General features: G+C 71.6%; 17 protein-coding genes, 1 pseudogene and 1 riboswitch. Of the genes and pseudogenes, 12 read left to right on the top strand and 6 right to left on the bottom strand.

Translation table 11 applies throughout. From position 1 onward, the window contains the following. Positions 1-147 precede the first annotated feature (147 nt). Positions 148-1,497: a hypothetical protein gene (locus EDC34_RS12195; RefSeq protein ID WP_162797695.1), complete on the bottom strand. Its 1,350-nt coding sequence runs from the start codon at positions 1,495-1,497 to the stop codon at positions 148-150. Between the two features lie 77 nt (positions 1,498-1,574). On the opposite strand from EDC34_RS12195, the gene EDC34_RS03155 reads away from it, so the two are divergent. The 5 genes from EDC34_RS03155 to EDC34_RS03135 all read left to right on the top strand — a co-directional run bounded on the left by EDC34_RS03155 (position 1,575) and on the right by EDC34_RS03135 (position 9,105). Beyond that, positions 1,575-3,875 carry an NADP-dependent malic enzyme gene (locus tag EDC34_RS03155; RefSeq protein ID WP_114960175.1) on the top strand — a complete coding sequence of 767 codons (2,301 nt, stop codon included), beginning with the start codon at positions 1,575-1,577 and terminating at the stop codon, positions 3,873-3,875. 251 nt (positions 3,876-4,126) lie between these two features. Continuing rightward, positions 4,127-6,817, top strand: a complete 2,691-nt coding sequence (aceE, locus tag EDC34_RS03150; RefSeq protein WP_114960174.1) for a pyruvate dehydrogenase (acetyl-transferring), homodimeric type — start codon at positions 4,127-4,129, stop codon at positions 6,815-6,817. Positions 6,818-7,061: 244 nt separating this feature from the next. Beyond that, the gene (locus EDC34_RS03145; RefSeq protein WP_114960173.1) at positions 7,062-7,643 is read left to right on the top strand and encodes an RNA polymerase sigma factor; all 582 of its coding nucleotides are present in this window, start codon (positions 7,062-7,064) and stop codon (positions 7,641-7,643) included. Further along, positions 7,640-8,203 (top strand): hypothetical protein, encoded by a 564-nt coding sequence (locus EDC34_RS03140; protein WP_114960172.1) that lies wholly within the window; start codon positions 7,640-7,642, stop codon positions 8,201-8,203. The genes EDC34_RS03145 and EDC34_RS03140 overlap by 4 nt, the downstream gene beginning before the upstream one ends. Before the next feature lie 11 nt (positions 8,204-8,214). Then, complete coding sequence (locus tag EDC34_RS03135; RefSeq protein WP_114960171.1) at positions 8,215-9,105, top strand: DUF4097 family beta strand repeat-containing protein; 891 nt, start codon at positions 8,215-8,217, stop codon at positions 9,103-9,105. A gap of 79 nt (positions 9,106-9,184) precedes the next feature. Here EDC34_RS03135 and EDC34_RS03130 read toward each other — a convergent pair whose 3' ends face one another. Further along, positions 9,185-10,018 (bottom strand): XOO1806 family protein, encoded by an 834-nt coding sequence (locus tag EDC34_RS03130; RefSeq protein ID WP_205388059.1) that lies wholly within the window; start codon positions 10,016-10,018, stop codon positions 9,185-9,187. Positions 10,019-10,198: 180 nt separating this feature from the next. Then, positions 10,199-11,098, bottom strand: coding sequence for an Hsp33 family molecular chaperone HslO (gene hslO, locus EDC34_RS03125; RefSeq protein ID WP_114960169.1), 900 nt, complete (start codon positions 11,096-11,098; stop codon positions 10,199-10,201). A 106-nt stretch (positions 11,099-11,204) separates the two neighbouring features. Between hslO and mtgA the strand changes: the two genes are divergently transcribed. From mtgA to EDC34_RS03110, 3 genes are read left to right on the top strand one after another with little or no spacing between them, the layout of a single operon-like run. After that, positions 11,205-11,957 (top strand): monofunctional biosynthetic peptidoglycan transglycosylase, encoded by a 753-nt coding sequence (mtgA, locus tag EDC34_RS03120; protein WP_114960168.1) that lies wholly within the window; start codon positions 11,205-11,207, stop codon positions 11,955-11,957. 51 nt (positions 11,958-12,008) lie between these two features. Next, a complete protein-coding gene (locus EDC34_RS03115; protein WP_114960184.1) occupies positions 12,009-13,049 on the top strand; it encodes a glycosyltransferase family 2 protein in 1,041 nt (346 codons plus the stop codon). Then, a complete protein-coding gene (locus tag EDC34_RS03110) occupies positions 13,009-13,437 on the top strand; it encodes a CBS domain-containing protein (protein WP_114960167.1) in 429 nt (142 codons plus the stop codon). The genes EDC34_RS03115 and EDC34_RS03110 overlap by 41 nt, the downstream gene beginning before the upstream one ends. A 147-nt stretch (positions 13,438-13,584) precedes the next feature. Here EDC34_RS03110 and EDC34_RS03105 read toward each other — a convergent pair whose 3' ends face one another. Next, entirely contained in the window at positions 13,585-15,186 is a 1,602-nt protein-coding gene (locus EDC34_RS03105; protein ID WP_114960166.1) for a peptide chain release factor 3, read from the bottom strand. A 206-nt stretch (positions 15,187-15,392) separates the two neighbouring features. Here EDC34_RS03105 and EDC34_RS03100 point away from each other — a divergent pair, with 206 nt between their 5' ends. Then, entirely contained in the window at positions 15,393-16,493 is a 1,101-nt protein-coding gene (locus EDC34_RS03100) for an HDOD domain-containing protein (RefSeq protein WP_114960165.1), read from the top strand. A 43-nt stretch (positions 16,494-16,536) separates the two neighbouring features. Here EDC34_RS03100 and EDC34_RS03095 read toward each other — a convergent pair whose 3' ends face one another. Continuing rightward, on the bottom strand, positions 16,537-17,373 hold the full coding sequence (locus tag EDC34_RS03095; protein ID WP_114960164.1) for a M23 family metallopeptidase: 837 nt from the start codon (positions 17,371-17,373) through the stop codon (positions 16,537-16,539). A gap of 103 nt (positions 17,374-17,476) precedes the next feature. Beyond that, a riboswitch (SAM riboswitch) is annotated at positions 17,477-17,595 on the top strand. 95 nt (positions 17,596-17,690) lie between these two features. Here EDC34_RS03095 and metX point away from each other — a divergent pair. The 3 genes and pseudogenes from metX to EDC34_RS03080 form a co-directional block, all read left to right on the top strand. Beyond that, the gene (gene metX / locus EDC34_RS03090) at positions 17,691-18,743 is read left to right on the top strand and encodes a homoserine O-succinyltransferase MetX (RefSeq protein ID WP_114960163.1); all 1,053 of its coding nucleotides are present in this window, start codon (positions 17,691-17,693) and stop codon (positions 18,741-18,743) included. Between the two features lie 36 nt (positions 18,744-18,779). Further along, entirely contained in the window at positions 18,780-19,991 is a 1,212-nt protein-coding gene (gene metB / locus EDC34_RS03085) for a cystathionine gamma-synthase (protein ID WP_114960162.1), read from the top strand. Next, positions 19,988-21,064: pseudogene (locus tag EDC34_RS03080) on the top strand (homoserine dehydrogenase family protein); the annotation flags it as partial. The gene metB and the pseudogene EDC34_RS03080, both read left to right, overlap by 4 nt. 95 nt (positions 21,065-21,159) lie before the next feature. Here EDC34_RS03080 and EDC34_RS03075 read toward each other — a convergent pair. Next, positions 21,160-23,355: a putative bifunctional diguanylate cyclase/phosphodiesterase gene (locus EDC34_RS03075; protein WP_114960160.1), complete on the bottom strand. Its 2,196-nt coding sequence runs from the start codon at positions 23,353-23,355 to the stop codon at positions 21,160-21,162. Between the last annotated feature and the right edge of the window lies 1 nt (position 23,356).

Raw genomic sequence — 23,356 nt, 5'->3', positions numbered from 1 at the left:
GGCATACAGTGCCATGGTCGTCTCCTGGTGCGTGGCGCACGCTCGTAGGGTAGGAACCACGAACGTACCGCCATCGCCAGGAGGCGGCGATATGAATTTTCAGGTTCACTTCCTGATCGCCCATAACGCACAAGGCCCGCATTTCACTCAATCTCCGCCCAGCCGATGCAACCGGCCGTCGGGAGTGATCTCGAACTCGGCCGGGGCATCCAGGCCCACCAGTTGCACGCGCTCGCCGATCGCCACGCACGCATAGCGCGGGATTTCGTGGGTGAGCCGGCGGAATACCCAGTCCGGCGCATCGGGGGCAGGGCGCAGCCGCAGCGGCGGGCCGTCGCCGCGGGCGGCCACGGCGGCGGCCAGTGCCGGCGAGAACACGGCCTGGATGCGGCCCACCTGCCGGATCTGGCGCATCACCAGCGCCCCGTGCAGTGCCGCCAGCACCGCCAGCAGCGCGATCGCCGCACGTCCGGCGCGCGACGTGCGCGGCCACGCGCCGGCCAGCACCAGCGCGGCCAGCGCCGAATAGCCGTAGCCGTACTGGTTGGCGCTGGTGGCCAGCGGCAGCACCGGCAGCAGGGTGGCCAGCCCGCCGAGCAGCCACAGCGCTGGCCAACGCCGGCCGGCGCGCCACAGCGCCGCCAGCACGCCCAGCCAGACCAGCGCGGCGGCGAGCGCCAGCGGCAGCCGGCGCAGGCTGTTGCCGATTTCGAAGGTGGGCAGCAGCGGCGGGAACAGCTGGTACTCCAGCCAGCGGCGCGGCACATGCCAGGCCGAGAGCGCGTAGGGCGCGCCGGCCTGCGGGGCGTGCAGCAGCGCATCCCAGCGCCAGGCCAGCCAGGCCGCCGCCACCGCTGCGGCGGCGAGCCACGCCGCCCGCCATGCCCGCGGCCGCCCCTGCCACCACCCGCCCAGCCACAGCAGCGGCGGGATCGCCAGCGCCGCCTCCTTCGCCAGCAGGGCCGCGGCGGTCAGCACGGCGGCGGCCAGTGCCGCCTGCCACGGATGGCGCGCGCGCTGCACCGCCAGCCCCAGCAGCAGGGCGCAGGACAGCCACAGCAGGTCGGCGATGCAGCCGACCCAGCCGTGCACGTAGGCGGCGAACGGGCCGAGCGCGAAGCCCAGCGCGGCCAGCGCGGCCGGCCAGCGGCGCAGCCCGAAGCCGCGCCCGAGCAGCGCCAGCAGCACCGCGTTGGCCGCGCCCCAGGCCGCCAGCACCAGGTGGAACTGCATCGGGGTGGCGAACAGCGCGCGCGACAGCGCCATCCACGTCGAAAACGCCAGCGGGCGGTACTGGAAGGCGTGGGTGTCGCGCCAGGGCGCGGCGCTGCCGTCGGTGGCGAATACCGCCCACTGCAGCTCGTCATGGCTGAAATAGCCGGGATTGCGCAGCAGCGGCCACGACAGCAGCAGCACCGCGATCGCCAGCAGCAGCGGCCATGCCGCGGGCAGGGGCAGGCGCGAAGGCGTGGAGGAAGGCGCGGAGGCGGGCGGCACGCGGGGAACCGGGCGGAGGGAAGCCGGTATCATCCCCCAATTGCCGCCACGCAACCGCAAGCAGGGAACACGCTTCGATGTCCGACCACGCCGCCCAAGACGACCTGAAGCAGGCCGCACTCGATTACCACCGGCACGAGCCGAGGGGCAAGATCCGGGTCACCGCCACCAAGCCGATGGTGACCCAGCGCGACCTCGCCCTGGCGTATTCGCCGGGGGTGGCGTTCGCCTGCGAGGAGATCGCCGCCGATCCCACCAAGGCCAGCGAATACACCGCGCGCGGCAACCTGGTGGCGGTGATCTCCAACGGCACCGCGGTGCTGGGCCTGGGCGACATCGGTCCGCTGGCCGGCAAGCCCGTCATGGAAGGCAAGGGCGTGCTGTTCCAGAAGTTCGCCGGGATCGACGTGTTCGACATCGAGGTCGCCGAGAAGGACCCGGACAAGCTGGTGGACATCATCGCCAGCCTGGAGCCGACCTTCGGCGGCATCAACCTCGAGGACATCAAGGCGCCGGAATGCTTCATCGTCGAGCGCAAGCTGCGCGAGCGCATGAAGATCCCGGTGTTCCACGACGACCAGCACGGCACCGCGATCATCGTCGGTGCCGCGGTGCTGAACGCGCTGGAGGTGGCGGGCAAGAAGATCGACGAAGTGAAGCTGGCCACCACCGGCGCCGGCGCGGCCGGCATCGCCTGCCTGGACATGCTGGTGGCGCTGGGGGTGAAGCCGGAGAACATCCTGGCGTTCGACCGCGATGGCGTGATCCACACCGGGCGCGCCAACCTCGATCCGGACAAGGCGCGCTACGCGCGCGACACCGACAAGCGCACCCTGGCCGAGATCGTGGCCGGGGCCGACATCTTCCTGGGCCTGTCCGCGGGCGGCATCCTCAAGCCGGAGATGGTGGCCACGATGGCGGAGAACCCGATCATCCTGGCGCTGGCCAACCCGTACCCGGAGATCCTGCCGGACGAGGCGCGCGCGGTGCGCCCGGACGCGATCATCGCCACCGGCCGCAGCGACTACCCGAACCAGGTCAACAACGCGCTGTGCTTCCCCTACATCTTCCGCGGCGCGCTCGACGTGGGGGCCACCACCATCAACGAGGCGATGAAGCTGGCCTGCGTGCGCGCGATCGCGCAGCTGGCGCGGATGGAGTCGTCCGACCTCGGCGCGGCCTACGGCGGCGAGGTGCCCACCTTCGGCCGCGAGTACCTGATCCCGCGCCCGTTCGACCCGCGCCTGCTGACCATGCTGGCGCCGGCGGTGGCGCAGGCGGCGATGGACTCCGGCGTGGCCAGCCGCCCGCTGGCCGACATCGGCGCCTACCGCGAGAAGCTGGGCCAGTTCATCCACCGCACCAGCCTGATGATGAAGCCGGTGTACGAGCGTGCGCGCGCCGACCGCAAGCGCGTGGTGTATGCCGAGGGCGAGGAGTTCGTGGTGCTGCGCGCGGTGCAGACGGTGATCGACGAGGGCCTGGCCTTCCCGATCCTGATCGGGCGGCCCGAGGTGATCGAAAGCCGGATCGCCAAGCTCGGCCTGCGCATGCGCGCCGGGGTCGATTTCGAACTCACCAACATCAACGACGACCCGCGCTTCGACGAGTACTGGCGCCAGTACCACGCCCTGACCGAGCGCCGCGGGGTCACCCCGGACGCGGCCAAGAACCTGATGCGCTCGCGGCCGACCCTGATCGCGGCGCTGATGGTGGAGCGCGGCGAGGCGGATGCGCTGATCACCGGCCTGGTGGGCCGCTACCACAAGAAGCTGGGCTACCTGCGCAGCGTGTTCGACTTCGAGCCGGGCATCACCGGCACCGCCGCGATGACCGGCGTGCTCAACGACCAGGGCGCGTGGTTCTTCGTGGACACCCACGTGCAGGTGGACCCGAGCGCCGAGCAGATCGCGGAGGCCACGTTGCAGGCCAGCTACCGGCTGAAGCTGTTCGGGATCGAGCCGAAGGTGGCGCTGCTGTCGCATTCCAACTACGGCAGCCATACCGACGCCAGCGCGCAGAAGATGGCGCGCGCCTACCAGATCCTGCGCCAGCGCGCGCCCAAGCTGGAGGTGGACGGCGAGATGATGGCCGACACCGCCTGGGACGAGGCGCTGCGCCAGCGCATGTTCCCCAACACCACCCTGAAGGGGCGCGCCAACCTGCTGGTGATGCCGAACCTGGACGCCGCCAACATCGGCTACAACCTGATCCGCGTGGCCACCGGCGGCGTGGCGATCGGCCCGATCCTGATGGGCCTGGACCAGCCGGCGCACATCCTCACCCCGGCCTCGTCCTCGCGGCGGGTGGTCAACATGACCGCACTCGCCGCGGTGGACGCGCAGATCCGCGCCGAGATGAAGGCCCGCGCCGGCTGAGGCTGCGTCGGTCTGCGCGGTATCCCGCCCCTGTGGGTGGCACCCGGTGTCGGTGCCGCTCCGGCCACCCCTGTTCCCTGCGCCCGCTCCGGCCTGCCCGCAGGCCGGGCGCGTGTGTTCGCAGGTGGCATCCGTGCCGATTTTTGAAAAACCCGGATAAAACATGATTTGAGCTGCGATGCAGCAACTTCCGCCGCGCCGGGCTTGCTAGACTGCGCCCTCGACTTAGGTTTCCGGCGAGGACGCGCGCGATGAACTGGCTCAACGAGATGCTGCAGAACGACCCCGATCCGCAGGAGTCGCGCGAGTGGATCGAATCGCTGAAGGCGGTGATCGACCATGACGGCCCGCAGCGCGCGCACCAGCTGCTGGAAGGCATGGTCGAGCTGACCCGCCGCGCCGGCGCCCACCTGCCGTTCTCGCCCACCACCGAATACGTCAACACCATCCCGGCCCACCTGGAGCCGCCGATGCCGGGCGATGCGCACATGGAGTGGCGGATCCGCTCGATCATCCGCTGGAACGCGATGGCGATGGTGGTGCGCGCCAACCGCAAGCCCGGCTCGCTGGGCGGCCACATCGCCAGCTTCGCCAGTTCCGCCACCCTGTACGACGTCGGGTTCAACCACTTCTGGCGCGCCCCGTCCGACGGCCACCCGGGCGACCTGCTCTACATCCAGGGCCACAGCGCGCCGGGCATCTACGCCCGCGCCTTCCTCGAGGGCCGCATCGACGAATCCCAGCTCGACCACTTCCGCATGGAGGTCGATGGCCGCGGCATCTCCAGCTACCCGCACCCGTGGCTGATGCCCGACTTCTGGCAGACCCCCACCGTCAGCATGGGCCTGGGCCCGCTGGCGGCGATCTACCAGGCGCGCAGCTGGAAGTACCTGGAGGCGCGCGGCCTGATGCCCAAGACCGACCGCAAGGTCTGGTGCTTCCTCGGCGACGGCGAGACCGACGAGCCCGAATCGCTGGGCGCGATCGGCGTGGCCGGCCGCGAGGGCCTGGACAACCTGGTGTTCGTCATCAACTGCAACCTGCAGCGGCTGGACGGCCCGGTGCGCGGCAACGGCAAGATCATCCAGGAGCTGGAAGGCCAGTTCCGCGGTGCCGGCTGGAACGTCATCAAGACCATCTGGGGCAGCTACTGGGACCCGCTGCTGGCCAAGGACACCAGCGGCGCGCTGCGCCGGATCATGATGGAGACCGTGGACGGCGAGTACCAGAACTGCAAGGCCTTCGGTGGCGCCTATACCCGCGAGCATTTCTTCGGCAAGTCGCCGGAGACGCTGGCGATGGTCGCCAACATGAGCGACGAGGACATCTGGCGCCTGAACCGCGGCGGCCACGACCCGCACAAGGTGTATGCCGCCTACCACGCCGCGGTGAACACGAAGGGTATGCCCACCGTGGTGCTGGCGAAGACGGTCAAGGGCTACGGCATGGGCGCGGCCGGCGAGGCGCTGAACCCCACCCACCAGACCAAGAAGCTGGACGACGATGCGGTGCGCGCGTTCCGCGACCGCTTCCAGCTGCCGATCAGCGACGCCCAGCTGAAGGACGGCGCGATCCCGTTCTACCGCCCGGACGCGAAGTCGCCCGAGATGGAGTACATGCGCGAGCGCCGCGCCGCGCTCGGCGGCCACCTGCCGCAGCGCCGGCGCAAGGCCAGCAAGCCGCTGGAAGTGCCGCCGCTGGCCACCTTCGAGCGCCTGCTGAAGTCCACCGGCGAGCGCGAGATCAGCACCACGATGGCGTTCGTGCAGATGTTCAACATCATCCTGCGCGACAAGCAGGTGGGCCCGCGCTGCGTGCCGATCGTGGCCGACGAGGCGCGCACCTTCGGCATGGAGGGCCTGTTCCGCCAGCTCGGCATCTACGCCCCGCAGGGCCAGAAGTACAAGCCGGTGGACGCCGACCAGCTGATGTTCTACCGCGAGGACGCGGCCGGGCAGGTGCTGGAGGAAGGCATCACCGAGGCCGGCGCGTTCGCCAGCTGGATGGCGCTGGCCACCGCCTACAGCACCAGCGACCTGCAGATGCTGCCGTTCTACATCTACTACTCGATGTTCGGCTTCCAGCGCATCGGCGACTTCGCCTGGCAGGCCGGCGACATGCGCGCGCGCGGCTTCCTGCTCGGCGGCACCGCCGGCCGCACCACCCTGAACGGCGAGGGCCTGCAGCACGAGGACGGGCATTCCCACGTGCAGAGCGCGCTGATCCCGAATGTGCGCAGCTACGACCCGACCTTCGCCTACGAGGTGGTGGTGCTGGTGCAGCACGGCATGCAGCGGATGCTGGCCGAACAGCACGACGAGTACTGGTACCTGACCCTGATGAACGAGAACTACACCCATCCCGAGATGCCGGCCGGCAGCGAGGAGGGGATCATCAAGGGCATGTACCTGCTGCAGGACGCCGGCAAGCCGAAGAAGGGCGAGCTGCGCGTGCAGTTGCTCGGCAGCGGCACCATCCTGCGCGAGGTGATCGCCGCCGCCGCGCTGCTGGACGCCGACTTCGGCATCAAGGCCGACATCTGGTCCTGCCCCAGCTTCACCGAGCTGGCGCGCGACGGCATCGATGCCGAACGCTGGAACCGCTTCCATCCCGAGGCCAAGGCGCCGCGCAAGCCGTGGGTCACCCAGCAGCTGGAAGGCCGCCAGGGCCCGGCGATCGCCGCCACCGACTACGTGCGCGCGTTCGCCAACCAGATCCGCGAGTACGTGCCGATGCGCTATACGGTGCTGGGCACCGACGGCTACGGCCGCAGCGACACCCGCGAGAACCTGCGCCGGCACTTCGAGGTGGACCGCTTCCACGTCGCCCACGCCGCGGTCGCGGCCCTGGCCGCCGAGGGCAAGCTGACCGCCAAGGACGTGGCGCGCGCGCTCAAGCTGTACAAGCTGGACGCGGACAAGCCCAACCCGCTGCTGGCCTGAGCCGGCCCGCCGCAGACCACCGCCCGGCCGGGACGTTCCCGGCCGGAGCGGTCTAAGGAACCTCTGAACAACTCAGAGGTTCCTGCCGGCCATGGATGGCCGGCCACGCATCCATCACGTAAGTGATGGATGCGTGTGAGCCGAGTCCGGACCTGTGCCGGACTCGGCGTGGGCTGACAACGCCTGGATGGCGTTGTTCAGACCGTCCCTAAACCTTTTGCGCCGGCGCGGCATCCCAGTGGCTATGCTGATGTCCACCATGCCGATGCCGCAGGCCCTGCCGCCAGCTCCGCTGGAGGATGACGACGCCGATCTCGCCCGTCGCGCCGCGCAGGCCGACGTGGCCGCGTTCGAGCAGCTCTACCGCCGCCACCACCGGCGCCTGCACGGGGTGATCGTGCGGCTGGTCGGGCAGGCCGGCGCGCGCGCCGAGGATCTCACCCAGGAAGCCTTCGTGCGCGCCTGGCAGGCCCTGCCCACGTTCCGCTTCGACAGCGCCCTGTCCACCTGGCTGCACCGGCTGGCGGTGAACACCGCGCTGATGGAGCTGCGCAGCCGCCGCAACCGGCCCTGGCACGAGGACGACGCGGCGCTGGACGCGGTGGCCACGCCCGACACCGCCAGCCGCGCCCAGCTCGGGCGCGACCTCGACCGTGCGGTCGCCAGCCTGCCGCCGCGCGCCCGCGCGGTGCTGGTGCTGCACGACGTGGAAGGATGGAAGCACGAGGAGATCGCCGCCGAGCTCGGCATGGCGGTGGGCAGCTCCAAGGCCCAGTTGCACCGCGCCCGCGGCCTGTTGCGCGCGCGCATCGGAGATTGCACATGAGCAACCCGCACGATACCGACGACACCGCCCTGCGCCTGGCCCTGCGCGGCCTGCGCCGGGAGATCGAGCCCGGGCGCGACCTGTGGCCGGAAATCGCCGCGCGCCTGCCGGCGCAGGCGGCTGCCACGCCGCCACCCACCCGCCTGCCGCCGCACCGGCGCGGCTGGCAGTGGCCGCTGGCGCTGGCCGCTTCGCTGGCGCTGGCACTCGGCCTGGCCTGGCAGCTGCGCCCGGGCGCGCCGGTCGGGCCAGGTTCGCCGCCATCGGCGACGCAGGCCGCGTCGGCCGCCGCGTCGACCGCCACTGTGGCCGCCGACACGCACGCGACGCTGCCACCGGAGGCAGCATTGCTCACCCGGCATTACGAAGCCGCGCTCGCGGAGATCGGCCTGCGCCAGGTCCCGGCCAGCTGGCAGCCGGGCATGCAGGCGCTCGACCGCAGCGCCGAGCAGATCCGCCAGGCGCTGCGCGCGCAGCCGGATTCGCGCCTGCTGCTGGAACGCCTGCGCCAGACCTACGCCCGCCGCATCGCCCTGGCGCGGCGCGCCCTTTACGCCTGAGGACACCGACCATGCGCCTGTTCGCCCCCTTCCTGTCGCTGGCCCTGCTGGCCACCAGCCTGCCGGCGCTGGCCGGCACCCCGATCGACCAGACCCGCCCGCTGGACCCGCGCGGGCGGGTGGAAGTGGAAAACGCCCGCGGCCGGGTGGAAGTGATCGCTTGGGACCGCCCGGAGGTGAAGCTGTCCGGCACCCTCGGCACCGGCGTGGACAAGCTCTCGGTGGAAGGCGATGCGCGGGTGCTGCGGATCAAGATCCAGTACCCGCCGCGCAGCAAGAACCCGGAGCCCAGCCAGCTGGTGCTGCAGGTGCCGCGGCTGGCCGACCTCGAAGTGAACACGGTCAGCGCCGACATCCGCGTCAGCGGCGTGGCCCCGCGCGAGCTGTCGCTGCAGGCGGTGAGCGGCGACATCAGCGCCAACGGCGCCCCCCAGCGCGCGCGGATCAGCGCGGTCAGCGGCGACGTGCAGCTGGCGATGAACACGCCGCAGCTCAAGGTCGAGACCGTCAGTGGCGACCTCGTCCTGCAGGGGCGCCTGAACGGCGAGGTCTCGCTGGAAAGCGTGTCCGGCGACATCCGCCTGGACACCCTCGGCGAGCGCCTGCGGCGGCTGTCCGCCAGCAGCGTGTCCGGCGACATGCAGCTGAAGGCGGCACTGGCCGAGGATGGCGAGATCCGACTGGAATCGGTCAGCGGCGAGCTGCGCCTGCAGCTGCCGGCGACGCTCTCCGCGAACCTGTCCGCGGAAACCTTCAGCGGCAAGCTCAGCGCCCCGGGCGCGGTGCCGAAGAAGGAGGGCTTCGGGCCCGGCTCCAGCCTGCGCGCCCGCTACGGCGCCGGCAAGGGCGAGGTGCGCATGCAGACCTTCTCCGGCGACGCCAGTCTGGCCTTCCTGCCCTGAAAGCACAAAAGCCGCATCTTGTTGTGATGCGGCTTTCTGCAGTGGGGCACTGTACGCGTCTGTATCTGGCGCGTCGGGATCAGAGGTCCTGCTGGTAGCGCACGTAAGGCACGGTGCCTTCGTCGCTTTCGCCGTTCTTCGAGGCGAATGGGTTCTTGCCGCGGGTGATCACGTTGTCCGCGCCCACGCTGAGCTGGCCGTTCCACGGGGTGCGCCAGGTCAGGCCGAGGCCCACGCCTTTCCACACCTCGCTCTCGCCGGGCACGTTCACGATCCGGCCGATGATGCTGGCGCCGAAGTTGCCGTAGCCGCCGCCGATGCTCAGGCTGCGGGTGTTCCATTGGTCGGCCAGCTGCGGCACGTCCGCCGCCGGGATCAGGCGCGCGCGCGCCACGGTGCCGCCGACGCTGACGAAGCCTTCGCCGCCGAGGGACTTCTCGGCGAACAGGGAGACGTCGTTCTGGGTATAGCGCGCCCCGCCCAGGGTGCCCGGGCTCAGCCAGGCGGGCAGGGTGTCGTGGCCGCTGCCCACGCTCAGGCCGGCCTTGGCGCCGGGGCGCACGAGGTTGAGGCCGGCGCTGGCATGGCGGCTGATGCCGTTGTTCTTGCCGTCGCCTTCCAGCGAGGCGAGCACGCAGTTGCTGGCGAGCTGGCCGATCGCCGGCGCCATGCCGCCGCGGCGGTCGCACAGCAGCGCCAGCGAATTGCCGGACTGCAGGCCGAACGTGGCCTCCAGCGAGGTGTTGCCGAACCGCCAGCGGTTGCCGTTGGCCCCCGCGGCCGGCTCCAGCATCAGCACCGCCTCCAGCTTGCCGTTGGCCTTGTTCAGCACCGGCACCATGCGGGTATCGCTGCGCTTGTCCTGCTTCGCCTGCGCGTGCGCCGCGCCGCTGGCGAAGGCCAGGGCGAGCACGGCGGCGGCGATGGGCGTAAGGCGCGACGGCATGGCGTAGAAGATGGACTGACCGCGGACGGCAAAGTTCCCGCAAAGGGGCAGGGAAGCAGGTTAGCGTGTTTATGTTTCTTTAACAACTGGCCGGACGCCGCCCCGTGCGCGCCGTCACATCCGCGCCGCGGTGCGGCCGGCGCAGGCTTATTGCAGGGCCGCGGGGCTGGGGTGGGCGGCTGCGGCCTGGGCGAACAGGGTCGCCATCTGCGCGGCATCGAAGCGGTAGTCCTGGCCGCAGAACTCGCAGGTGACCCGGGCCTCGCCGTCGCCGGCGGCGACCGCGGCGTCGGCCTCCTCGCTGCCCAGCGAGACCAGCATCGCCTCCACCCGCTCGCGCGAGCACGAGCAGGCGAATGCCAGCGGCTTCTCGCCCAGCAGCTGCGGGGTTTCCTCGTGGAACAGGCGGTGTACGACCTCGGCCGGCGGCAGCGCCAGCAGCTCCTCGCGGCCGAGCGTGTCGAACAGGGCGCTGGCGCGGCGGAAGCCGTCCTCGTCGCCCTCCGCGCCGGGCAGCTTCTGCAGCAGCAGCCCGGCCGCGCGGGTGCCGTCGCAGGCCAGCAGTAGGCGCGTGGGGAGCTGCTCGGACTGCTGGAAATAGCCTTCGAATGCGGCATCCAGGCGGCTGGCCTGCAGGCTGACCAGGCCCTGGTAGCGCATCGGTTCGGCATCGCCCAGCGCGGGGTTCTCGATGGTGATCGCCAGCAGTGCGCCCTCGCCCAGCGCGCGCAGATCCTGCGGCGGTGCGCCGGCGTCTTCGCGCAGGCGCACGATCCCGCGCAGGCCGCCGCTGGCGGTGCATTCGGCGAACAGGGTGCCGATCGCGCCGGGGCTGCGCAGCTGCACCGACAGCCGCCCGTCCACCTTGGCATGGCCGGTGAACAGGGCGGCGGCGGCGGCGGCCTCGCCCAGCAGGGTGGCGGCCGCCTCAGGGTAGTGGCTGCGGCCGGCGATCGCCTGCCAGGCCGCGTCCAGGTGGACGGCGACGCCGCGCACGCCGGCGTCGGGCAGCAGGAAGCGCAGCAGGGTGTCTTGGGTCTGGGGCATGGCGGTTCCGTGGTGGCGGGCGCGCGCGGATAATGGCGGCGCCGACGGGGAGGGAAATGATGCAACGACATGGGGCGCGCGCGGCGCGATCGCAAGGTCGGCCGGCATGAGCGGCGGCTGGAAACGCCGCCTGCGCGGCTGGTGGTGGAAGCTGCCGCTGCTGGGCATCGCCCTGAGCGTGGCCCAGGTGCTGCTGCTGCGGGTGGTGGACCCGCCGCTGTCGGCGTTCATGCTGGCGCGCTGGGGGCAGGCCGCGCTGGAGGGCGACCCCGGCTACCGCGTGCGCTATGACTTCCGTCCGCTGGCGCGGATCTCGCCGCAGCTGCCGCTGGCGGTGATCGCGTCCGAGGACCAGAACTTCCCGCGCCACCACGGGTTCGACTTCGACGCCATCGAGAAGGCGCAGGCGCACAACGAGCGCATGCTCGCGCGGGCCGAGCGGCGCGGCACGCCGGTCAGGCGCCTGCGCGGCGCCAGCACCATCAGCCAGCAGACCGCCAAGAACCTGTTCCTGTGGCAGGGCAGCGGCCCCACCCGCTGGCTGCGCAAGGGGCTGGAGGTCTGGTACACGGTGCTGATCGAAACCCTGTGGCCGAAGCGCCGGATCCTGGAGATGTACGTGAACATTGCCGAGTTCGGTGATGGCGTGTATGGCGCGCAGGCGGCAGCGCGGCGCTTCTTCGGCAAGGATGCGCAGGCGCTGTCGGCGGCCGAGGCGGCGCGGCTGGCGGCGGTGCTGCCCAGTCCCAAGCGCTACGATGCGGCGCATCCCGGGCCGTATGTGCAGCGGCGTGCGCAGGCGATCCAGGGCCAGATGGCGGCGCTTGGCGGCACCGGGTTCCTGCGCACGCTGGAATGAGCGCGCCGGAATGAGGACGGGCGGCGGGCGGTGCGCTGGCATACTGCGCGCATGCACGAGATCCCGCCCGAAGACCGCCAGCTGACCCTGGTGGTGGCGGCCTACGACGAGGCCGAAGCCCTGCCCGCGCTGTGGCCGCGCCTGCGCGCGGCGCTGGATGCGGCCGAGCGCGAGGGGCTGCGCGCGCGCTTGCTGTGCGTGGATGACGGCAGCCGCGACGGTACCTGGGCGCTGCTGCAGGGCTATGCGCGCGAGGATGCCCGGGTGGCGCTGCTGCGGTTGTCGCGCAACTTCGGCAAGGAGGCGGCGCTCACCGCCGGGCTGGACCACGTCGAATGCGGCGCGGCGCTGGTGCTGGATGCCGACGGCCAGGACCCGCCCGAGCTGCTGCCGCAATTCGTGCGGAAGTGGCGGGAAGGGTTCGACGACGTGCGCGGGGTGCGCGTGGCGCGCGCCGGCGAGGGCTGGCTCAAGCGCGCCAGCGCGCACCTGTTCTACCGCCTGATCGGCCGCCTGTCGGCCACCCCGGTGCCGCGCGATACCGGCGATTTCCGCCTGCTCTCGCCGCGCGCGCTGGCCGCGCTGCGCCAGCTGCGCGAGCGCCAGCGTTTCATGAAGGGCCTGTTCGGCTGGATCGGATTCAACGCGGCCGAGATTCCCTACCAGCGCGGTGCGCGTGTGGGCGGGCGCAGCAAGTTCGGGTTCTGGCGACTTTGGAACTTCGCGCTGCAGGGCATCACCAGCTTTTCCACCGCGCCGCTGCGGCTGGCGACGTACGTGGGGCTGATGACCTCGCTGCTGGCGTTCGGGTTCAGCGCCTGGGTGGTCGTGCGCGCGCTGCTGTGGGGCGACCGGGTGGCCGGCTGGCCGTCGCTGATGGCGGTGATCCTGCTGCTGGGCGGGGTGCAGCTGATGGCGCTGGGCATGATCGGCGAATACCTCGGCCGGCTGTACGAGGAATCCAAGCAGCGGCCGCTGTACCTGGTGGATGTCTGGCGGCCGGCGGACGGAGTATCCTCGGCGCATCGCCCCAGACCGCAAGGAGTCGGCCATGCGCACGGTACGGCAGCTGTTGGACGCGAAACCGGCTGAGATCGTCTCGATCGGCCCCGATGCTCCGGTGATCGAGGCCCTGCGTCGGATGGCGGAGCGCGAGATCGGCGCGCTGCTGGTGATGGAGGGCCCCGCGCTGGTGGGGATCGTGTCCGAGCGCGATTACGCCCGCAAGGTGGTGCTGCAGGGGCGCGCCTCGAAGGACACCCCGGTGCGCGAGATCATGACCGCGCAGGTGCGCACGGTGGCACCGACGGATACGGTGGAGCACTGCATGCAGCTGGTCACCGACCGCCGCATCCGCCACCTGCCGGTGCTGGACGGCGGCCGCGTGGTGGGCGTGCTGTCGATCGGCGACCTGGTCAAGGCGGTGATCGAGGAGCAGCAGCAGACCCTCGACCAGTTGCAGCGCTACATCGCGTCCTGACCGCGATGCGCCCGTGCGGGCGTCGATAGGCCGCACGGCGCAGCCCGTTCATGGTTCGACAGGCTCACCACGAACGGACTGCGACGCAGGTTCACCGCGAACGGACCGCGGCGTGGGAGCACCACGAGCGGGTGGCGGTGCGGGCGCTCAGACCGCGACCGCCTGCGCGTGTTCGCGGGTGGCCAGGAACTGCACCTTGGGCGCGCGCTCCTGCGCCAGCTGCAGGTTGACCCGCGAGGGCGCGAGGTAGACCAGGGCACCGGAGGCATCCAGCGCCAGGTTCATCGCGTTCTTCTCGCGGAACTCCTCCAGCGCGCGGGCGTCGTCGCAGCGGATCCAGCGCGCGGTGGCCACCTGCACCGGCTCGAACGCGGCCTCGACCCCGTATTCGTCCTTCAGGCGGTAGGCGGCTACGTCGAACTGCAGCATGCCGACCGCGCCGAGGATCAGGTCGTTGCTCATCAGCGGCTTGAAGAACTGGGTCGCGCCTTCCTCGGACAGCTGCGCCAGGCCCTTCTGCAACTGCTTGAGCTTGAGCGGATCGCGCAGGCGCGCGCGCCGGAACAGCTCCGGCGCGAAGCTGGGGATGCCGGTGAAGCTGAGCGGCTCGCCTTCGCTGAAGGTGTCGCCGATCGAGATGGTGCCGTGGTTGTGGATGCCGATCACATCGCCCGGATAGGCGCTTTCGGCGATCTCGCGGTCGGAGGCCATGAAAGTCAGCGCATTGGCCAGCTTCATCTCCTTGCCGCTGCGCACGTGCAACACCTTCATACCCGGCACGAACTTGCCGGAGCAGATGCGCATGAAGGCCACGCGGTCGCGGTGCTGCGGATCCATATTGGCCTGGATCTTGAACACAAAGCCGGTGAGCTTGGGTTCGTCGGCCAGCACCTCGCGGGTGGTGGTGGTGCGCGCACGCGGCGCCGGCGCATGCTCGACGAAGAAGTCCAGCAGCGGCTGCACGCCGAAGTTGTTCACGCCCGAGCCGAAGAACACCGGCGACTGCCGGCCGGCGAGGTAGGCTTCGGCATCGAACGGATGGCTGGCGCCCTGCACCAGTTCCAGTTGCTCGCGCAGCTCGGCCAGCAGCTCCGCGCCGATCGCTTCCTCCACGCCCGGCGCGTCCAGCGACGGGAAGATGGTGGAATCCTGGCGGGTGAAGTTGCGGCCCGGCTCGTACAGGTGCACTTCGCCGGTGATGAGGTGCACCACGCCCTTCAGGCGGCTGCCCATGCCGATCGGCCAGGTCACCGGCGCGCACTGGATGCCCAGCACCGATTCGATCTCGTCCAGCAGTTCGACCGGGTCCTTGCCCTCGCGGTCGAGCTTGTTGACGAAGGTCATGATCGGCGTATCGCGCAGGCGGCAGACCTCCATCAGCTTGATGGTGCGTTCCTCCACGCCCTTGGCCACATCGATCACCATCAGCGCCGAATCCACCGCGGTGAGCACGCGGTAGGTGTCCTCGCCGAAGTCGGCATGGCCGGGGGTGTCCAGCAGGTTGACGATGCGTCCGGCGTAGGGGAACTGCATCACCGAACTGGTGACCGAGATGCCGCGCTCCTTCTCCAGCGCCATCCAGTCGGAGGTCGCGTGGCGCGCGGCCTTGCGGCCCTTGACGCTGCCGGCCATCTGGATCGCCCCGCCGAACAGCAGCAGCTTCTCGGTGAGGGTGGTCTTGCCCGCGTCGGGGTGGGAGATGATGGCGAAGGTGCGCCGGCGCGCGGCTTCGGTTGCAACGTCTGTCATCGCGGAATTATAGCCGGCCCCCGCGCGTGGCCCCGGATGTGACGGCCGCCGCGATCGCGGGCGCGGGCCGTCGCTCCCGCCGGTGTGGCGGTGTACTCTGGGCGGCGTGGCTGCGCGGTGGGGCGGATGCCGGCCGTCGGCAGGCGCGGCAGGGGTACGCCAAACGGGCACGCCAAACGGGTACGCCAAAGGGAAAGGGTGACGCAGTGCGCATCGTGATTGCCGGGGAAGACGCGGGTCGGGCCGCGGAGTTCGACGCCTTGCTGGCCGATTACGGCCTGGACTGGACCATCGACTGGCTGCCGGCCGGCACCACCGTGGATCCGGCGATGTCCGCCTTCGACGTGTTCGTGTGCGGGCTGCGGCCCGGTCCGATCGGCGGCCCCGAGCTGCTGGCGCGGGTGGCCGCGCTGTACCCGCAGGCGGTGCGCATCCTGCTGCTGGACCAGAACCCGGACGAAGCCAGCGTGGACATCGCGCAGGGCCTGGATGGCGCCCACCGGGTGCTGGCGCGCCCGCTGGATGCGGCCGAGCTGGTGGCCGCGGTGGAAAGCGTGGTGGACCTGCGCGAGCTGCTCGACAATGAAGCCCTGAAGCGGGTGCTCGGCCGGATCAACTCGCTGCCGCCGCCGCCGCGGCTGTACCTGCAGCTGACCCGCCTGCTGCGCGACCCGGACGCCAGCAACGCCGCCATCGCCCAGACCCTGTCGCAGGACCCGGCGATCGCCGCCAAGGTGCTGCGCCTGTGCAACTCGGCGTACTTCTCCGGTGGGCGCGAGATCACCGACATGCGCGGTGCGGTCACCCGCCTGGGGCACCAGACCCTGCTGCGGATGGTGCTCACCATCGAGGCCTTCGGCGGCCCCAAGCTGGCCAGCAGCCAGGAGCGCGAGGCCATGCAGGACCGCGCCCTGCGCGCGTCGAACCTGGCCCGCCGCCTGCTGCCCGGGCCCAGCGCCGAGCTGGCCGCCACCGCCAGCCTGCTGGCCGAGGTCGGGCGCCTGCTGCCGGGCGTGTCCTCGGGCGAGCCGGGCGAGGAAGGCCCGCATTACGCCGAAGCGGGCGCCTATCTGATGGGCCTGTGGGGGCTGCCGATGCCGATCGTGGAGGCGGTGGCCTACCAGCACCGTCCCGGCCACCTGCGTGCCGCCGGGTTCTGGGTGGCCGGTGCGGTGCACGTGGCCACCGCGCTGGTGGCCGGGCGCGAGCCCGACGAGGCCTACCTGCGCTCGGTGGGCATGCTGGAGCGGCTGCCGCAGTGGCGCGAATGGGTGCAGCCGACGGTGGTCGCCGAGGACGAGGCATAGGCCGCATCCGTTCGGACCCGGCGCATTCGGGGGCCGCATCGCTTCAATCTGGCGCGCTTGCGCCCTGCGCGGGCCCGGCCAGCCGGAACGGGATCGACAGCAGCTGCATGCCGCGGTTGACCTGCACCGCGAAATGCAGGTGCGGCGCGGTGCTGTAGCCGGTATTGCCGGACAGGCCGATGCGCTGGCCGGCCTCCACCCGTTGCCCGACGCGCACGCGCGCGCCGCCGTTGGCCAGGTGGGCATACAGGCCCATGCTGCCGTCGTCGTGCAGGATGCGGATGAGGTTGGCGCGGCTGGCATCGCGGTGCGGGTCCAGGCCGTGGCCGCTGAAACCGTCCTGCACCTGCATCACCACCCCGCCGCGCGCGGCCAGCACCGGGGTGCCTTCGGGCGTGGCGAAGTCGATCGCGTAGCGGTTTTCCGGGTCCTGGTGGCTGAAACCGCCCTCGAAGCCCTGGTCGATGCGCGCTTGCGGGTCGGCCAGCGGCAACAGGTAGGCCACGTCGCGCGGACGCGCGTTGGAACTGCCGGGCGTGGCCTCCAGCCGCAGCCGCAGCAGCCCGTTGCCTGGCGGCATGCGCAGGTGCGCCAGCAGCGCGCTGCCGCCGGCGGGCACCCCGGCGCGCGCCGGCAGCGGCGGCTGGCTCCAGGCCGGCGGCGGCCCGGCGCTGTCCAGCCGCACTTCGATCGGCCCGGCCAGATGGTTGTCTGCCCATACCAGGTATTCGCTGCCATTCGGCTCCACCCGCAGGCTGGCCAAGGCCGGGTTCGGGCCGGGCGCGGCGGCGGGCGGGTCGGCCGCCGGCACGTCGGGCGGCAGCAGCGCCAGCAGGCTGGCCACCAGGAGTGCGCGCAGAGGGCGGGGCAGGGACGGCATCGGCGCGAGTATGCCGGAGCCAGGGACATGACGATGCGTTATATGAATCGCTTTATCCGAATGAAGCGATTGACACGGCGCCGGCGGCTGCGCAGACTGCGCGCATCCATCGAGACCGGCGGAGGGACAGGCCCTTTGATGCCGGGGCAACCTGCGGGCGGCGCAAGCCGCCGCGAGGTGCCAAATCCTGCGGGGACCTGAGCGTCTGCCGGAAGATGGTTGCGAAGCCGCACGCGCGGCGCGCGACGCCGACGTGTCGGCTCTCTTCCCGCACCCCCGCGCGACTCCGATGGCCCGTCCACCGCCCGGAGTCCGCCATGCATCCTTCCCCCGCCGAACGCAGCGCCGTCGCCCCTTCCCGCCCCGTCCCGGCGCCGGAGGCGGCCCACGCGCCGCCGCGCCCGGCCATTCCCGCCGGCCGCGGCAGCATCGATGCGGTGCTGGCCACCCGCTATGCCGGTACCCGCCGGCTGCACCTGCAGTACGAGCTGGCCGGCCCCGAGGACGCGCCGGTGGCGCTGGTGGCGGGCGGGATTTCCGCGCACCGGCACGTGGCGGCGAACGTGCTGGACCCGTCCCCGGGCTGGGCCCAGGGCCTGCTGGACGCCGGGCGCGCGCTGGACCCGGCGCGCTGGCGCATCCTCGCGTTCGATTACGTCGGTGCCGACGGCGCGCTGGACGCCCCGATCGACACCGCCGACCAGGCCGACGCGGTGGCGCTGCTGCTGGATGCGCTGGGCATCGCGCAGCTGGCGGTCTTCGTCGGCTATTCCTACGGCGCACTGGTCGGGTTGCAATTGGCGGTGCGCCATCCGCAGCGGCTGCGGCGCCTGATCGCCGTTAGCGGCGCGCATCGCCCGCATCCGTATGCCGCGGCCTGGCGCGCACTGCAGCGCAAGGTGGTGGCGCTGGGGCAGTTGCAATGTGCGGATGAGCAAGGCCTGTCGCTGGCGCGCCAGCTGGCCATGCTCAGCTACCGCACCCCGGAGGAGTTCGCCGAGCGGTTCGACGCGCCGCCGGTGCTGTGCAACGGGCGGGTACGGGTGGCCGCCGAGGATTATCTGGACGCGGCCGGCGCGAAGTTCGTCGCGCGCATGCCCGCCACCGCCTGGCTGCGGCTGTCCGAATCCATCGACCTGCACCGGGTGGACCCGGCGCAGGTGCGGCTGCCGGTGTCGGTGATTGCGGTGGATGGCGACCGCCTGGTGCCGCTGGCGGATGCGGTGGCGCTGCAGGAAGGCCTCGGCTGCCACGGCCGGTTGCGCGTGCTGCGTTCGGAGTACGGCCACGACGCCTTCCTGAAGGACACCGCGCGCATGGATGCGCTGCTGGCCAGCGAGCTGGCCGCGCCGCTGCCGGCGCGCCCCTGATCCCGATTCCGCCCCACTGCCGCACGGAGCCCTTGCATGAGCGATTCCCTTTCCGCCGCGCCGGCGCGCGCCTCCACCCGCGCGGTGCGCGCCGGCATCGACCGCGACACCGCCTTCGGCGCGGTCACCCCGCCGCTGGTGTTGTCGAGCAACTTCAGCTTCGCCGGCTTCAACGACAAGCGCACCTACGACTACACCCGTAGCGGAAACCCCACCCGCGACCTGCTGGGTGAGGCGCTGGCCGCGCTGGAAGGCGGCGCGGGCGGCGTCGTCACCGCCACCGGCATGGCGGCGGTGACCGTGGTGCTGCACGCGCTGCTGCGGCCGGGCGACGTGCTGGTGGTGCCGCATGACTGCTACGGCGGCAGCTGGCGGCTGTTCAACGCGCTGGCATCGAAGGGCGCGTTCGAACTGTTGACCTGCGACCTCACCGATCAGCGCGCGCTGGCCGAGGCGCTGGCACGGCAGCCTGCGCTGGTCTGGATCGAGACGCCATCCAACCCGCTGCTACGCATCACCGACCTGCGCGCGACGATCGCCGCTGCGCATGCGGCCGGTGCGCGCGTGGTGGTGGACAACACTTTCCTGTCGCCGCTGCTGCAGCGGCCGATCGCCGATTTCGGCGCGGACGCGGTGGTGCATTCCACCACCAAGTACATCAACGGCCACAGCGACGTGGTCGGTGGCGCGGTGGTGGCGAAGGATGCCGGCCTGCATGCTGAACTTGCGTGGTGGGCGAACGCGCTGGGCCTGACCGGCGCGCCGTTCGACAGCTTCCTGACCCTGCGCGGGCTGCGCACGCTGGAGGCGCGCCTGCGCGTGCATCAAGAAAACACGCAGGCGCTGGTGGCGCTGCTGGACGGCCACCCGGCTGTGAGCGCGCTGCACTGGCCGGGGCTGCCAACGCATCCGGGGCATGCCATCGCGGCGCGCCAGCAATATGGCTTCGGGGCGATGCTGAGCCTGGAACTGGAGGGCGGCGAGGCGGCGGTGCGCGCCTTCCTCGACGGCCTGCGCTGGTTCACCCTGGCCGAGTCGCTGGGCGGGGTGGAAAGCCTGGTCGCGCATCCCGCCACCATGACCCATGCGGCGATGAGCGCGCAGGCGCGCGCGCAGGCCGGGATTTCCGATGGCCTGCTGCGGCTGTCGGTGGGCATCGAGCATGCCGACGACCTGGTGGCCGACCTCGCCGCCGCGCTCGGGCGCGCGCAGGCCGCGTGCGTGCACGCGCCACAGGCGGCACGGTGAGCACGCACGCGGACGCGCTGCAGGCGCCGCAGCCGCTACCGGCACGGGTGGCGCTGCTGGGCAGCGGCACCGTGGGACGCGCGGTATGGGTACGCCTGGCCGGCTGGCAGGGCAGTGCGCTGGGCCAACGTCTGCAGCTGGCGTACGTGGCCAATTCGCGCACCGCGCAGGCCGCGCCGTTGATGCTGGGGGGCGACCTACGGCAGCTGTTGGGTGCCTCGCCGCAGCCGAGCCGGCTGGAACGGGTGGACGCCGCGTTGGCCGGCGCCGCGACCCGCATCGTGATCGACGCCACCGCCTCGGAGGCCGTGGCGGACCGGCACGCGCACTGGCTGGCGCAGGGCATCCACGTGGTGACCGCCTGCAAGCTGGGGCAGGGCACCACGCTGGCGCGCTGGCGGGCGATCCAGGAGGCGGCCGCCGCCGGCCATGCGTGCTACGGCGATAGCGCCACGGTGGGCGCGGGCTTGCCCTTGCTGCGCACCTTGCGCGCGCTGCAGGCCGGCGGCGACCGCATCCACGCGATCGCCGGGGTGCTGTCCGGCTCGCTGGCCTGGCTGTTCCACCACTACGACGGGCTACGGCCGTTCTCCGGCTTCGTGCGCGAGGCGCAGGCGGCGGGCTATACCGAGCCCGACCCGCGCGAGGACCTGTCCGGCGAGGACGTGCGGCGCAAGCTGCTGATCCTGGCGCGGGCCGCTGGCGTGCAGTTGGAAGCTTCCGACGTGCGCGTGCAGTCGCTGGTCCCGGATGCCTTGGCCGGCGCGTCGCGTGCGGCGCTGGATGCGGCCTTGCCGGTGCTGGATGCGCCGCTGCGCGCGCGCTACGCCGAGGCCTACAAGCGCGGCCAGCGGCTGCGCTTCATCGCCCGCCTGCAGGCCGATGGCCGCGCGACGGTGGGGCTGGAGGCGCTGGCCGCGGACGATCCGCTGGCCGGCGGCAGCGGCACCGACAACCGGGTGGCGATCTGGTGCGACCGCTATCCGCGCCAGCCGCTGGTAATCCAGGGGCCGGGCGCCGGCGCCGAGGTCACCGCCGCCGCCCTGCTGGACGATGCGCTGGCGATCCAGGCCGCCGCCGGTGGCCTGCCGCGGGACCGGCCGCAGGACGGTGCGCCCGGCCACGCGCCGGATCGCGTCGCGGTTCCCCGCGCGTCCATCCCATTTCCTTAGGACTTCACCCCGAAGAACTCCGCGATCGGCAGTGGGCGCTGGAACGCATAGCCCTGCGCGTAGTCCACGTCCAACGCGCGCAGCAGGTCGATCTGCGTTTCGTCCTCCGCATGCTCGGCCACCGCGCGGATGTCGAGCAGGTGGGCGATCTCGGTGATCGAGCGCACCACCGCCTCCGACAGCGGCGAACTGGCGAGGTCGCGCACGAAGCTGCCGTCGATCTTGAGGTAATCCACCTGCAGGTCGCGCAGGTAGCTGAAGGAGCAGAAGCCGGTGCCGAAGTCGTCCAGCGCGAAGCTGCAGCCCAGGTTGCGCATGCGGCGGATGAAGCGGCGGGTGCGGGTCATGTCGCGCACCACGCTGGTCTCGGTGATCTCCAGGCACAGCTGCCCGGCGCGCAGCGCGCTGCGTCGCAGGCGCGCGGCGAGATACTCGCCGAATTCCTCGTCCACCAGGGTCGCGGCACCGAGGTTGATGCTGCATTGCGCGACCCGCGCGGCCACGTCCGGATGCGATTCCAGCCATGCCAGGGTGGCATCCAGCACGTGGCGGTCCAGGCGCGGGCCCAGGCGGAAGCGTTCGGCCGCCGCGATCAGGTTGGCCGGCGGCCGCAGCAGGCCCTCACCGTCGCGCCAGCGCAGCAGTACCTCGAAATGCACCCGGTTCGGCTGCGCCGGTTGCGCCAGCGGGACGATCGGCTGGCACCACAGCTCCAGCCGGCGCTGGTCCAGCGCCTCGCGCGCATCCAGCGCGCTGCGCATCATGCGGCTGCGGTTGCGCAGGCTTTCCGCGTTCTCGGCGGTCGCCAGCACGCGGTTGCCGCCGAGGTCCTTGGCTTCGTGGCAGGCGGCGTCCACCTGCGACAGCAGTTCGTCGAAGCTGGCATGCGGCGGCTGGCTGCCGGCCAGGCCGATGCTGGCGGTGATGCGCAGGTTGCCGCCCTGCCAGGCCACCCGCATCGCCTCGATCGCACCCAACAGGCGGCGCGCCGCGGCCACGGCCTGTTCGTCGGGCAGCGCGGCCAGCACGGTGAATTCGTCGCCGCCGCTGTGTGCGATCAAGGCATCACCGGCTGCGAATTCCGCCTGCACCAGGCGCGCGGCATGCCGCAGCATCTCGTCGCCGGCGGCATGGCTGGCGGAGTCGTTGACAAGCTTGAAATTGTCCAGGTCGATGTAGAGCAGGCTGAGCGGGCCGGCATTGGCGGCCAGGCGCAGGCGCGCGTGCTCCTCGAAGGCATCGCGGTTGAGCAGGTCGGTCAGCGGGTCGCGGGTGGCGCGCTGGTGCAGCGCGGCCATCGCCACGAAGCGCTCGTGGTAGGACGCCGCGAGCAGGATCGGGATGGTGGAGACCACCACCAGCGAGCTCACCAGCAGCGCGGTGTCCTGCAGTGAATCCGGGCGCTGGACGCCGTCCAGGCCAATGCCCAGCCCGAGGATCAGCGCCAGGGTGATGGTCACCACCGTGGTAGCGACCGAGGTGAAGGTGGGCGGGAAGCGCGCCGCCGACCACAGCAGCAGGGCCAGCGGCAGGGTGGCGATCGCCAGCGGATACATGCTGCCGCGATGCGCGATCGCGATCCCGCCGGCCAGCAGCAGCGCCATCAGCAGCGACCACAGCAGGCGTTCGCGTAGGCTGCCCAGGGCGGGGGCCAGACGGGTCTGCTCCTGGCGCGGCACCCCGAACAGCAACAGCATGCTGGAGGTGGTGGCGGTGGCGCCGAGCAAGTCGCCCAGCGCCCACTGCAGGAAGGCGCGCGGCCAGTCCGCGGCCGCGATCATGCCGGCGACGAGCATCCCGAGGCTGCCGATCCCGGCGCTTGCAAGGCACAGCACCCCGGCGCCGCGCATCAGCAGGAAGCCGTCGCTGGTACGCAGCCGCAGCTGGCGTGCATGGGCGCTGACGTACGCCGCCGCCAGCCAGGTCGCCAGCGCATTGCTGCCGATCGAAAACGGCAGGAACAGCGGCGGCGCCGGCACCAGCAGCAGGTGCAGCAGCGCCTGCCCGGCGGCGATGGCCAGCACGTAGGGCTTGCCGAAGCGCAGCACCATCGCGTAGCCGATGCCGGCGGCCGGCCAGAACAGCGCCACGTCGGCCGGGGTCTGCAGGTAGAGCACGGTCATCCCGGCCCCGGCGAAGTACAGGGCGGCAAGCAGCGCGCCCCTGGATACCATCGCCGGAATGTCGCGCATG

The organism is Thermomonas haemolytica (assembly GCF_004346265.1).
Classification (GTDB): Bacteria; Pseudomonadota; Gammaproteobacteria; order Xanthomonadales; family Xanthomonadaceae; genus Thermomonas; species Thermomonas haemolytica.
This window is presented reverse-complemented; position numbering and strand designations above follow the sequence as displayed.